Below are 13,140 nucleotides of genomic sequence, written 5' to 3' on the forward strand. Positions count from 1 at the left end.
GAAAGACCACCGCAAACAATGACCCTGCATGCAGACCGCCATCAAATATCCGCTTAAAACACTTAAAACTTAAAACTTAAAACTTTCACCCAAACAACAAGTGCAACACCCCTATCGTTAAGAAACATCTGCAAGGAGAAAACAAATGAGTTATCCCACCATCTATCCCACGGGCACCACGGTATATGATCCCCAAAAGGCGTTTAACGGATACACCCTGTTCCAGGCCAAGGAGCTGGGTGCCCTGCTGATCGACATGAACGGCGGAGAGGTCAAACTGTGGAAAGGCCTGCACGGGTTCCCCAACAAGCTGCTTGAGGGCGGGTACGTGATCGGACACACCGGGGAACGCAACACCCGGTACAGCATGCAGGACTACCGGGACCTGATCCAGGTGGACTGGGACGGCAATATTGCCTGGGCGTTCAACCAGTATGAATATATCGAGGACCCGGGAGAAGACCCTCAGTGGATGGCAAGGGTCCATCACGATTACCAGCGCCAGGGCAACCCCGTGGGGTATTACGTGCCCGGGATGCCGGCTGAAACCGATCAGGGCAACACCCTGATTCTGGGGCACAAAAATTTGGTGTGCTCCAAGATTTCGGACAAGCCGTTGCTGGACGACGTGATCTACGAGATCTCCTGGGACGGGGATATTCTGTGGGAATGGGTGTGCAGCGAGCACTTTGACGAGTTCGGGTTCCGGGAGGATGCAAAGAACATCCTGTGCCGGGATCCCAACATGCGGCCCTGCGGCGGGGGCATGGGGGACTGGATGCATCTGAACAGCATGTCGCTTCTGGGTCCCAACAAATGGTACGACAGCGGGGATACGCGGTTCCATCCGGAAAATATCATTGCCGACGGCCGGGAGACCAACATCATCTTTATCGTGAGCAAACAGACCGGAGAGGTGGTGTGGAAGGTGGGGCCTGATTATGATTATACGCCTGAGAGCCGCCTGGGATGGATCATCGGCCAGCACCATGCCCACATGATCCCGAAAGGCCTGCCCGGAGAGGGCAATATCCTGGTGTTTGACAACGGGGGATGGGCCGGGTACGGCAGCTGCCATCCGGGCAGTCCCACGGGTGCCAAGAACGCGCTGCGCGACTACTCCCGGGTGCTGGAGTTCGACCCGGTCACCCTTAAAATCGTGTGGCAGTATACCCCCCAGGAGGCCGGACTGGTGCATCCCACGGACAGCAACCGGTTCTACAGCCCATTCATCAGTTCGGCCCAGCGCCTTCCCAACGGCAACACCCTGATCACCGAAGGCAGCGGCGGCCGGATCATCGAGGTCACGGCCTCCCACGAACTGGTGTGGGAATATATCTCCCCCTACTGGGGGCAACATTTCAAGATGAACATGGTCTACCGGGCCTACCGGTATCCCTATGCATATGTCCCCCAGCAAGATCCGCCCAAAGAGGTGGCCATAGAACCGCTGGATATCACCACGTTCCGGGTGCCCAATTCACAGCCCAAAGGCCCGAGGTCCCAGGTATCCGTGGCAGGGGTGCTGCCGTTCCAGAATTCCTCGGCCCTGTGTGTGGTCTCGGACACGGACGCCGGGCTTGCTGATAAAAAATGATCCAGTACACCGCCGGTTTTTGGGGCATGAAATGGATAAGAACAACCCAGGGAATACATCGATGAACACGACATTGTTTTCCGCCACCGGGTGTGTCCGGTGCCGCATGGCCGCGGCTTTCATGGATGAACGCGGCCTGTCCTATGAAACAAAAGATGCGCTTGGCCAGGGAAAGGACGGTTTCAAACAGTTTTACAGAGACCATCGGAGTGCGGTTACCCGGGGTCCGGACGGGATCGCTTTTCCCATCCTGTTCACGGGTAAAACCGTTGTCCAGGGGCTGGGACCGGTGCTGGCGTTTTTGCAGGCAGGCGTGGCTCTGGATTCCTTTGTGACACTGGACCACTCCCCCCATGGATGGATCAGCGGTCTGGACCTGTCTGCCCGGCCCCTGCCGGACGGCTCCGATTTTCTGGCCCTGCTTCGGTTTCTCAAGCAGAAAGGCCTGAACATCCAGATCGATACCTGCGGCAGAAATCCCCATATCCTGACATCCGTGATCACGGAAGGGCTGTGCGACAAAATGGTGTTCACCCTCCATGGCCCGGCCTCCCGTTACGAAGATCTCACGGGCCTGCCCCTGGATGAAGCAGACCTGTCGGCCAGCCTGTCTTTGCTTACATCGGTGAAAGACTATACCCTGCTTCTGCCGGTCCGGCCGGTTTCCACGCCCCAGGGGCCAGGCGTTTCCATCACCCCGGAGGAGGCGGGCCAGGCCGCCCGGCTGGTGGAAACCGCCACGGGCAGCAAAAAACATCCGTTTTTCATTCAGCCCTTAGCACCTCGAAAAGATAGCGGTCTGGCACCACTGACCCCGCCCCAGCTGTTCAAATACCGCACCCTTTGCCGAAGGTTCATGGTGATGGCCGATATATGGAAGCCGGCATGATCCGGCCCGCCAGCGGATCTGCCGGGTCAGTCCCCTGCTATTGACAGTCCCGACTTATTCCAGTATTTTGAAATCAGGTTCAGACTGGTTCCAGTGTCATGTAAACAAGCCGACAAGGAGGCTCCCATGAGTTCAACCGCCGAAAAATTATCGTATCTGGAAGAAACCATGGCCCAGCTTGCCTATTCCCAGCTTAAAACGGAGATGTCTCTGCAAACATTGTCCAGAGAAATGCGGGAGTTCAAGGACGAAATGCGGGAGTTCAAGAACGACATGTTGATGTTCAAGGATGAGATGTTGAAGTTCAAGAACGAGATGCGGGATTTCAAAATTGAAATGTCGGTATTCAAGGATGAAATGGGCGAGTACAAGGACTGGTCGAAAAAACAGCTCATCACAATGAACCGGCAGTGGGGGGACCTGGCCAACAAAATGGGCACCCTGGTGGAAGATGTCGTGGCCCCTAATATCCCGCGGATCGCTCAAACCTATTTCGGGTGTGACGACCTGGATTATTTTGCGGTGCGGGTCCGGAAAAAAAGTCTGAAAGGGGACCGGCAGAAAAGAGAGTTTGACGTGATTGCCGCATGTCAGGGTGTTTTCATTCTCAATGAGACCAAATCGTCCCCTGAAACCAGAGATGTCGACAAACTGGCCGCGTTCATCGAAAGCGATGAACTGTTCGACTATTTTCCTGAATATGAAGGCTGCAAGGTATATCCCGTGTTTTCGTCTCTTTATATGGATGACAGCCTGGTCGCCTACCTGACCCGCAAGGGTATTTATGCCCTGACCCTCAAAGACGATACCATGGATATTGTCAACTGGGATCAGTAGGTGATTCCGGTGACATTGTCCCAGCCTTTCTCGATCCCCCACCCAAAACCCAATACTCAACCAGACCGGCCTGAATTGCCTGCACGGGGTAATACCTCTGTGAGGCTGTATTGCTTGATGCGCCGGTACAGGGTGGCTTCACTGATCCCCAGAACTTTCGCGGCCTGTCGCCGGTTGCCGGCGGTGGTCTCGAGGGTGTCCCGGATGATCCGGGCCTGATGGTCCGACATCGTGGTCGGGTGCTCGTTCAGATTGCCTGGCGGGTGTGGTGCTGACGTCATGGGTATGGACAGATCCCCAGGACCGATGGCGTCACCGGCACTCATCACCAGGGCGCTCTGGACCACGTTTTCCAATTCCCGCACATTGCCCGGCCAGTCATAATGGGTCAGAGCTGCCTGGGCATGGTCGGAAAACTGTTTGGGCACATGCCCTTCCTCCCGGCAGAATCGTCCAGCCAAAAAGCGGGCCAGCACCAGGATATCCCCGCCCCGGTCACGCAGAGGCGGGGCCTCCAGGGTGATGGCATTCAGGCGGTAATAAAGGTCTTGACGAAGCTCACCCCTGGATACCGTTTCCACCAGGTTTTTATTGGTGGCGGCCAGGATGCGGATATCCACGGGAAGACTTTTGGTACTTCCCACCGGCCGCACCACCCGCTCCTGGAGGGTGCGCAAAAGCTTGGCCTGCGTGGACAAAGGCAGTTCCCCCACTTCATCCAGAAATAGGGTCCCTTTGTCGGCGGACCGGAACAGGCCCAGGGTGCTCTGGTCGGCTCCGGTGAATGCCCCTTTGGTATGGCCGAACAGCTCGCTTTCCACAACGGTTTCATTGAGTGCCGCACAGTCCACTGGACAAAACGGTCCCCTGGCCCGCTGGCTGTGATGATGAATGGCCCGGGCGATCAGTTCCTTGCCTGTGCCGCTTTCTCCCTGGATCAGAACAGACGTGTCCGTGGGAGCGATGCGGGCGATCATGTCCTTGAGTTTGAGCATGGGAAAAGATTCCCCCACCATGTCGGGAAAACGGAACCGGCTGTCCAGGCGGCGTCTCAGCTGCCGGTTTTCCTGCTCCAGCTGCCACATCTCATGAATCTGGTTCACCTTGCTTCCAAGGATTTCCGGGTCCACTGATTTTTCGAAAAAATCCACTGCCCCGAGTTTCATGGCAGCCACCGCTTCCTGGACCCCGCCGTGAGCGGTGAGCATGATCACCCGGAGTGACGGCTGTATCTGCCTGGCGGTTTTGAGTACCGTCAGTCCGTCCATGCCTGGCATTTTCAGATCCAGCAGCATCAGGGCCACGGAGGTGGTGGATAACAGCTCCAGCGCCTGCTGCCCGTTATCGGCAAAGACCAGGTCATAGGGATATTTTTCAAAGTATCTGCGCATCAATTGGTGGATTTCCAGTCTGTCATCAACAATCAGCAGTTTGAACGGATTTCGATTAGCCATACATGTCCTGTTGTATTGAGTAGGTTTCAAGGGCTTCTTCCGCAATATAAAGCATCTGATTATCCCTGTCAGCATTTTTTGTCTGTCATCCTGAATGACAGGGGCTTTCAATTTGAAAGGGCGATGGTTTTCCATCTTTTGTCTGTTCTCCCGGAGAAATATGTCCGGGAGGTCTATCATCCTTGAACAACGGGGGGCCTGACATGTCCTTTCCGGAAAAATGTGGGGATATTCTGGCATATTTTGTGCTGTTAATCTGGGGATGGATGCTGGTCTGAGACAGCTGGACTTTGGAATGCGTAATTATCACTCAATCAAAAACGAGCGTTAATGGAACATCCCGTGAAGGAAAGAATGATTTATGGAAAATGAAGCGGAAAATGCTACCATCATGGTGGTGGATGACACACCAGACAATCTGGCACTGATGGGGGAAATGCTTTTTGGCAGGGGATACCGCGTCCTGGAACTGGCCAGTGGAAAACAGGCATTGAAGGCGATTAAAAAGTGCCGACCGGATTTGATTCTGCTGGATGTGCAGATGCCGGATATGGACGGGTTTGAGGTGTGCCGGCAGATCAAGGAAGATGATCGGTTCAGGCAGATTCCCGTGATATTTGTCAGTGCACATAAAGAAATTGATATCAGGTTGAAGGCCCTGAACGGCGGCGGCATTGATTTTATCAGCAAGCCATTTCAAGAACTGGAGGTGCTGGCCCGGGTGGAAATCCAGTTGAAGGTGCAGCAACTGCAGCGAAGGCTGGCCAGGCAGAATTCTCATCTTGAAAATCTGGTAAAGAAAAAGGTTAAAGATGTCTACGCTTCCCAGCTGGCTACCATTAAGGCCGTCACCAAGCTGGCGGAATGCAGGGATGATCAAACTGGGTGCCATATTGAACGGACCAGGGAATTCTGTGGCCTGCTGGCGGGAAAACTGGGTGAAGACTCCTGTTATGCACACTGTATCAGTGACGATTTCATCAACCATATTTATCATGCAGCCCCTTTGCATGATATTGGTAAAGTGAGCATTGCCGACAACATACTTCTTAAACCGGGAAAGCTCACTCCTGAGGAGTTCGAAAAAATCAAAACCCACACAGTACTGGGGGCTGAAACGCTTGAAAGTGTGAGGAGAAATTATCCAGAAAATGGATTCATCAACATGGGAATAGAAATTGCGCGGTCCCACCATGAAAGATGGGACGGCAAAGGGTATCCGGATGGTCTTTCCGGAGAGAAGATCCCCTTGAGCGCCAGGATCATGGCTGTGGCGGATGTCTATGATGCCCTCCGGTCCCGGCGGCCGTACAAACAACCCTTTTCACATGAAAAAGCCTGTGCTATCATTCAAAAAGATGCGGGCACGCATTTTGATCCTGCTGTTGTTGCCGCGTTTGTTTCCCTGGAATCATCGTTTGCGGATCTGTGGGAACGGTTGAACGATGACGGAAAGGTATGTGAAATTTTGCCGTCGGGACCACCCGAATGCCTGATGAGGGTGCCATGAATCAGAAAAAAATTACAAGAAGCAGCGTGATGATTGTCGATGACGATCCGGCTGATCTGGATCTGTTCAGGGAGCTGTTTCAGGGGCAGGTGGGCCGGACGTTTCTGTTCAGTAGCGGCCGGGCTGCTTTGAACGCGCTTGACAGGGTCGAGCCGGATGTGATTCTCCTGGATATCCGGATGCCGGACATGGACGGGTTCGAAGTGTGCCGGCGGATCCAGTGCGATGAGCGGCTCAGGGAGATCCCGGTGATCTTTATCAGTGCGCTGCCGGAGATGGAAACCAGGCTCAGGGCATTTACCGCGGGGGCGGTGGATTATGTAATGAAGCCGGTGTCCCTGGAAACAATGATGGCACGGATAAAGGTCCATCTGGCGCTGACCGCCCTTGAACACAGCCGAAACAGGACAAGTCTATGATTGAATGTCATTTTATTCATGATCCGGGACATCTGCTGAAACAGTCGCCCATATCCCATATTCTGTATCTGGGGGTATTGGGTTTTGTATTTTTTTCAGTCCTGGCGATCCAGGCGAATGCCCGGCCTTCCGGGGATGAAATAGCGCCCATTATCATCGGGCTGGATGCGGACATGTCTTCGGCTTCTGCAGAATCCGGGCAATCCATTTACCGGGGAGCCCGGATCGCCGTTGAAGAGATCAATGCCGGCGGAGGGGTGCTGGGCCGGTTTTTGGCACTTGCGGTGAAAGATCACCGGGGCAATCCGGCCCGGGCAAAGGACAACATGGCAGATCTTGCGGCGATGCCGGACCTGGTGGCAATACTCGGGGGACTGCATACCCCCGTGGCACTGGAAGTGCTGCCCTTTGTCCATGAACAGGGTATCCCGTTCCTGATTCCCTGGGCTGCCGGAACACCCGTGGTGGACAACGGGTATGACCCCAATTTTGTGTTCCGGGTGTCGGTCAGAGACAGTTTTGCCGGGGAATTCCTTGTTCAGGCCGCCTTTGACAGTGGTTTTCGCCGTCCCGGCCTGCTGCTGGAAAACACGGGATGGGGCTGGTCAAACCATGAGGCCATGATGGCTGCCATCGAATACCGGAACCGGAACATGGACGCGGCTTCGGTCCAGTGGTTCAACTGGGGGGTGCGGAACATGCAGCCCCAGCTGGCGGCCCTGGTTGCAGAAGGGGCCGATGTCCTGCTGCTGGTGGCCAATGCGCCCGAAGGACAGGTGCTGGTCCGATCCATGGCAGCCCTGCCGGCAACAAAGCGGCTGCCGGTCATTTCCCACTGGGGGATTTCCGGCGGGGAGTTTGCCTCCCGGATCACCGATGATCTCACCAGGGTTACCCTGAGTTTTTTGCAGACCTTCAATTTTGCGGCCCCACCGTTTCCCGGGCGGGCCGATACACTCTTCAGTGCGTACCGGAAATTGTTTCCGGGGATTGAAGATCGCATGGATATACCTGCGGCCCCGGGACTGGCCCATGCCTATGATCTGGTTCACCTGCTGGCAAAGGCCGTGAAAGACGCCGGTACCACCGACCGAGCAGCCATCCGGAATGCCCTGGAAACCATGGACAGGCATGCCGGTGTGATGGCCGACTACCAGCCGCCGTTCACCCCGGAGCGCCATGATGCCCTGGGACCCGCATCGTTCATACTGGCCCGGTTGAACCACAAGGGCCAGGTGGTGCCGGTACATGTCAGGTAAGCCTATCATCGTGACGAAAAAACAGCCATTTACAACCTATCTGGTCATGCGTATCTTCCCGCTGTTGCTGCTGGTGGTCCTGTTCTTCACCTGGCTGGCCTATGATCGGAACCGGCGTTACCATGTGCAGATGGAAACACAGCGCCTGCATGCTGAGGCGGTACAGATTCTTCACTCCACAACGTCTCGTTTCGAGGACATCAGACGGCAGGCCGCCTTTCTGGCGGACAACGGTTTGATCATCAACAGCCTGGTGGATGTCAAAATGCGCAGCCAGGTGCTGCCGGTTTTTTTTCAGTCCCTGAATGTCCAAGGTTTGCCTGCCGGTATGGGGACCCTGGCCCTGCTGGACTACAAAGGCAGGGTGGTGGCCTCGAACCGGTTCATGAAAGATAGGTCGGAGGTGGCTGCCTGGATAGATGACCCCCGGGAAGAAGCGGAATATCGGAGAATCGATGATACCGGATTGACCCTGTACCGGGTGGTGGCGTTGTACGGCCCCGGGTCCCGGGAAGGGGCTGTGGCAATACGGCTCACTTTTGAAGAGACAGCCGGTCTGGTGGGCCTGGAGAATTTTCAGGACAGGGTGTCCATCACCACGGGTTTTGGCAGTCAGACATTCGATTTTATGGTTCATGAACAGCCTCCTGAACACCGGTTGATTCAGGGCCATATCAAAGGGGCACAGGGCAGCTGGGTCCGGGAGGTGAGGGTTTCGTCCGATGAAAGGCAGGTGATGTCAAAGGCCAAACGGTCCTTTTTCATGGATCTTGCCGTGGTGGCAGGGGGGATGTTTGTCCTGGCCGTCCTGCTTTTTTATGGGGTGAAAAATGCGGTCCGGCCGCTGGGAACCATGTCCGCCGCCCTCGGGCAGATTGTGGGACACGATGATTTAGCCACACGCATCGATATCAACGGTCCGACAGAAATTGAGCACCTGTCAACCCATATCAATCAGATGCTGGACCGCCTCGGGGAGAGCACCCGTTCCGTGGAAGAACTCTATGCCGCAGCTCAGAACCAGCGGATTCTCCTGGATACTATTCCGGTTCAGATCTGGTATCTGACCACGGATGACACCTATGGTCTGGTGAACCAGGCCCATGCTGATTTTATCGGTAAACATCCCAAAGATATCGCTTATAAAAATCTTTATGAGCTTTTCCCTGAAGCGATTGCAGATGCTCGCCGGGCCGGCAATCATGAAGTATTTGAATCGGCCAGACAGATCGTTTTCGAGGAATGGGTGATTGGTCCAACCGGTGAAAACCGGCTTTTAACCATCACAAAAACACCCAGACTCCGCAAGAACGGCACGGTTGAGTTTGTGGTCTGTTCTGCCGTGGATATCACCGAACAAAGACAGGTGGAGACCGATCTGAAAGAGGAACGGGCCAGACTGAACGCCATTATCGACGGAACCTGCACAGGCACATGGGAATGGAATGTCCAGACCGGGGAAGGAGCTGTCAATGAGCGCTGTATCGAGATGTTCGGCTACACTCCCGAAGAGCTCGGACCGATATCCATTGACCTCTGGCGGAAACATGTGCATCCGGATGATCTCAAACAAGTTGAAGATTCGACTGAAAGCCATTTTAAAGGTGAAGTGCCTCTCAGTTCTTCTGAATACCGTATAAAACACAAAGAGGGGTACTGGGTATGGGTGCTGGACAGAGGGCGGGTATCGGCATGGACAGATGACGGTCAACCATTGAAAATGTTCGGCATTTTTCTGGATATCACAGATCGTAAAACAACGGAAGAATTGTTGAAAAAGGCCAGAGATGAAGCGGAAGCCGCCAACCGGGCCAAAAGCTCCTTTCTGTCCAGCATGAGTCACGAGATCCGTACACCCTTGGGTGCCATTCTGGGGTTCGGTGATTTGCTGGCCAGGGATGCCACCCTTTCACCGGATCAGACGGAAAAGGTAAACACTATCATTCGCAGCGGCCGTCACCTGCTGGATTTGATCAATGATATCCTGGATATGTCCAGAATCGAGGCCGGCCGGGTGACGATACAGACAACTGAATTCAGTCTTGTGAACCTGCTGGATGAAGTGGCAGAGATGTTCCATTTACAGGTGGCGGCCAAAGGCTTGCAGTGGCAGTTGGAAAAGCCGGACCGGATACCGGATCTTGTCTCAGGTGACGATGCCAGGCTGCGGCAGGTGCTGATCAACCTGGTGGGCAATGCCGTCAAGTTTACAGAATCCGGGAAAATAACCGTGCGGGTCAGCATGCAAGCAGATCTGGAAGATCCGGACCGGTTGTGTCTGATAATGGAAGTCGAAGATACCGGCCCCGGGATTGACCAGACAGACCTGGCGCATATCTTTGAGCCGTTTGAACAGGGCAGGGAAATTCGTGATATCGGTGGCACCGGGCTGGGACTGCCCATCAGCCGGCGCCTGGTGGAGATGATGGGTGGACGGATGACAGTGGAAAGCAGTAAAGGCAGCGGTTCCTGTTTCCGTTTTCATGTGCCGGTGAAACCCGTTGCCGCCAAGATGAAACTAAAGAAAACCCCGTCACAGATTCCCATCGGGCTGGCTCATGGAACGGACTTGAAGCGCATTCTGGTGGTGGACGATTTGAAAGTCAACCGAATCCTGTTGACGTCCATACTCACACCTTTGGGGTTCGATATCCGCACGGCCCAAAATGGTGAGCAGGCACTGGAAATCGCGGCGGCATGGTCTCCCCATGCGGTGTTCATGGACATCCGCATGCCGGTCATGGACGGGTATGAGGCGATCCGCCGTCTCAAGGCGGATGAGACCACGGCGCACATTCCCGTCATCGCCATCACTGCGATTATGTTTGACGAAGATAAGAAAAAAATTTTTGACGTCGGTTCGGACAATTTCATCGGCAAGCCGTTTAAGCTGGAAGAGGTGTTTGAAGTGCTCAAAAAAGTGCTTCAACTGGAGTATGTGTATGCTGATAATGAAAGTAGAGACATAGATGCCGGCAAATCAAAAACAAAAAAAGAGCATATCCAGTTAACCGCAGAGGATATGGCCCGGCTGCCGGATGAATTGATTCTGGCCATACAAAACGCAGTGGAGATCGGTGATGTCCAGGAAATGGAAAAACTGAGGCCGAAGATACAGACGATTGATGCCGGGGTGGCCAGCAAAATCAATACCCTTGTCAAACGGTATGACTATGATGCCATTCTCCAGGTGATACCGCAATGATTGTAAGGATGGATTCATGAACTGTGAACACCGGAAACCGGTCATCATGATCGTGGATGATCAGCCCCTCAACCTGAGGTTGTTCCAGGAAATCGTCAGTAACGAAGGGTACCGGGTTTTGATGTTTTCCAGCGGTCCGGCAGCTCTGAGGGCACTGGCAAAAGTGATGCCGGATGTGATCCTTCTGGATATCATGATGCCGGAGATGGACGGATTTGATGTCTGCCGACACTTGAAGGCGGATGATCGGCTGAACCGGATTCCGGTGATATTCATCAGTGCCCTGAACGATACCTCAAACAAGGTCAGGGCCCTGGCCGAAGGGGGGGTGGATTATGTGACCAAGCCCTTCAATGCCGGGGAAGTCCTGGCAAGAATAAGAACCCACCTGCGCATCCGTCAGCAGCAGGTTCAGATTGAAACCCAGAAACAGCAGCTTCAGGAAAGTTTCGGTCGGCTCCGTGAACTGGAAACGCTGCGGGACAACCTGGTGCACATGGTGGCCCATGACATGCGTTCGCCGCTGCTGGCGGTGACCGGCTATGCCCGGATGATCCTGTCGGACCTGGAGGGGGCCGGCCATGACAGACCGGCGCAAGATGCACAAACCATTCTCGATCTGTGCAGTACATTGCAGAAAATGATTTCCACCCTGCTGGACATCAGCCGGCTGGAGGCCTGTCAGATGCCGTTGAACATTCAGCCGGGTGATGCCGGTGAACTGATATCCCGGGTGGTGACGGCACTGGGTGTGCTGGCAGACGACGATGCAGCAGTTGTCTGGCATCCGCCGGAAGAGAAAATGACCGCTTTGTTTGATGAAGAAATCACCCGCCGGATCCTTGAAAATCTGTTGGTCAATGCATTCAATTTTGCCGGCAAAGAGGCCCGGGTCCGGATTTCTGCCGTTTCAGCGGAAACCGCCATAAAAATAATGGTCACGGACAACGGCCCCGGAATTGCACCGGAACATCAGGGCCATGTTTTTGAAAAATTCAGCCAGGCGCCCGCCGGACAAGATGATGCCGGCCATTCCACCGGTCTGGGACTGGCCTTTTGTAAACTGGCCATGGAAGCCCAGGGAGGAGAGATCGGTGTGAAAAGCGAGGTGGGAAAAGGCAGCACTTTCTGGTTTACTCTGCCGCATCCCTAAGGGCCGGGCCTATGCCTCGCCGGTAGTGATTCAGATCGGCCCCCGTGCGCCGGAAGCCTTTCTGAGGGATAAGGGATTCAATCATATTTGACAGTACTTACCGTGGGGGCCGCCATCAATCTTTTCATATGTCATATGGCCGGAGTTGACCCGGTGCACATGGAGATGATAGAAAGGTAATAAATCATAACCGCCCGCCAGGGCCACCACAAAAGAGAACCATGAATACTTTGTACACCCCGGATATGGCGTTCGGGATCTGGGGGGTGGTGACCAATGTGATCCACAAGGTATGATGAAAAAAAAACACATGCCGGTATTTGCCCTGGTGGACTGCAACAATTTTTATGTGTCCTGTGAGCGAATGTTCAACCCCGGACTGGAACACCGGCCCGTGATTGTTTTATCCAACAATGACGGGTGTGCCGTGGCCCGTTCCAACGAGGCCAAAGCCCTGGGCATCACCATGGGGGTGCCGGTTTTCAAAATCCGGCACACGGTCAAACAATACACCGGCATTCCGGTGAGCATCGGCATGGCTTCTTCCAAAACCCTGGCCAAGGTGGCGGCCGGGATCGCCAAAAAATCGAAAAAAGCCGCCGGGGTCCTGGACCTGACAGCTCCGCGGTTCCAGGACCGGGCCCTGGAGATGACCCCGGTGGAAGATGTGGATGTCATCAACCAAAAGATGGGGGCCAACACCGTCACCTATCCGGCCACAGGTGTCGCCAGGGACAGATCCTGGGAAACCGCGTTCAATCATCGCTCCTTTGCCTATACCACGGACTGGCACCAGCTGCTGACAGTGGGACCCTGA

At 54.6% G+C, this 13,140-nt stretch carries 10 protein-coding genes; 9 read left to right on the plus strand and 1 reads right to left on the minus strand.

Translation table 11 applies throughout. From position 1 onward, the window contains the following. The first annotated feature begins 145 nt into the window (after positions 1–145). The 3 genes from K365_RS0106685 to K365_RS0106695 all read left to right on the plus strand — a co-directional run bounded on the left by K365_RS0106685 (position 146) and on the right by K365_RS0106695 (position 3,323). Positions 146–1,597: an aryl-sulfate sulfotransferase gene (locus tag K365_RS0106685; protein ID WP_024333971.1), complete on the plus strand. Its 1,452-nt coding sequence runs from the start codon at positions 146–148 to the stop codon at positions 1,595–1,597. Between the two features lie 61 nt (positions 1,598–1,658). Beyond that, entirely contained in the window at positions 1,659–2,486 is an 828-nt protein-coding gene (locus tag K365_RS0106690) for a glutaredoxin family protein (RefSeq protein ID WP_024333972.1), read from the plus strand. Positions 2,487–2,612: 126 nt separating this feature from the next. After that, complete coding sequence (locus K365_RS0106695; protein ID WP_024333973.1) at positions 2,613–3,323, plus strand: hypothetical protein; 711 nt, start codon at positions 2,613–2,615, stop codon at positions 3,321–3,323. Between the two features lie 56 nt (positions 3,324–3,379). Here K365_RS0106695 and K365_RS0106700 read toward each other — a convergent pair whose 3' ends face one another. Continuing rightward, positions 3,380–4,777, minus strand: a complete 1,398-nt coding sequence (locus K365_RS0106700; protein WP_024333974.1) for a sigma-54-dependent transcriptional regulator — start codon at positions 4,775–4,777, stop codon at positions 3,380–3,382. A gap of 361 nt (positions 4,778–5,138) precedes the next feature. Here K365_RS0106700 and K365_RS0106710 point away from each other — a divergent pair, with 361 nt between their 5' ends. From K365_RS0106710 to K365_RS27190, 6 genes are all read left to right on the plus strand, one after another. Continuing rightward, a complete protein-coding gene (locus tag K365_RS0106710) occupies positions 5,139–6,287 on the plus strand; it encodes a response regulator (RefSeq protein WP_024333975.1) in 1,149 nt (382 codons plus the stop codon). Continuing rightward, entirely contained in the window at positions 6,284–6,706 is a 423-nt protein-coding gene (locus K365_RS0106715; protein WP_024333976.1) for a response regulator, read from the plus strand. Before K365_RS0106710 ends, K365_RS0106715 begins: the two co-directional genes overlap by 4 nt. Next, entirely contained in the window at positions 6,703–7,965 is a 1,263-nt protein-coding gene (locus K365_RS0106720) for an ABC transporter substrate-binding protein (protein ID WP_051147817.1), read from the plus strand. Before K365_RS0106715 ends, K365_RS0106720 begins: the two co-directional genes overlap by 4 nt. Beyond that, the gene (locus K365_RS26390) at positions 7,955–11,170 is read left to right on the plus strand and encodes an ATP-binding protein (protein WP_024333978.1); all 3,216 of its coding nucleotides are present in this window, start codon (positions 7,955–7,957) and stop codon (positions 11,168–11,170) included. The genes K365_RS0106720 and K365_RS26390 overlap by 11 nt, the downstream gene beginning before the upstream one ends. 16 nt (positions 11,171–11,186) lie before the next feature. After that, entirely contained in the window at positions 11,187–12,323 is a 1,137-nt protein-coding gene (locus tag K365_RS0106730; RefSeq protein ID WP_024333979.1) for a hybrid sensor histidine kinase/response regulator, read from the plus strand. 292 nt (positions 12,324–12,615) lie between these two features. Beyond that, entirely contained in the window at positions 12,616–13,140 is a 525-nt protein-coding gene (locus K365_RS27190; protein ID WP_084489780.1) for a Y-family DNA polymerase, read from the plus strand.

Origin of the sequence: Desulfotignum balticum DSM 7044 (genome assembly GCF_000421285.1) — a bacterium.
Lineage (GTDB): Bacteria > Desulfobacterota > Desulfobacteria > Desulfobacterales > Desulfobacteraceae > Desulfotignum > Desulfotignum balticum.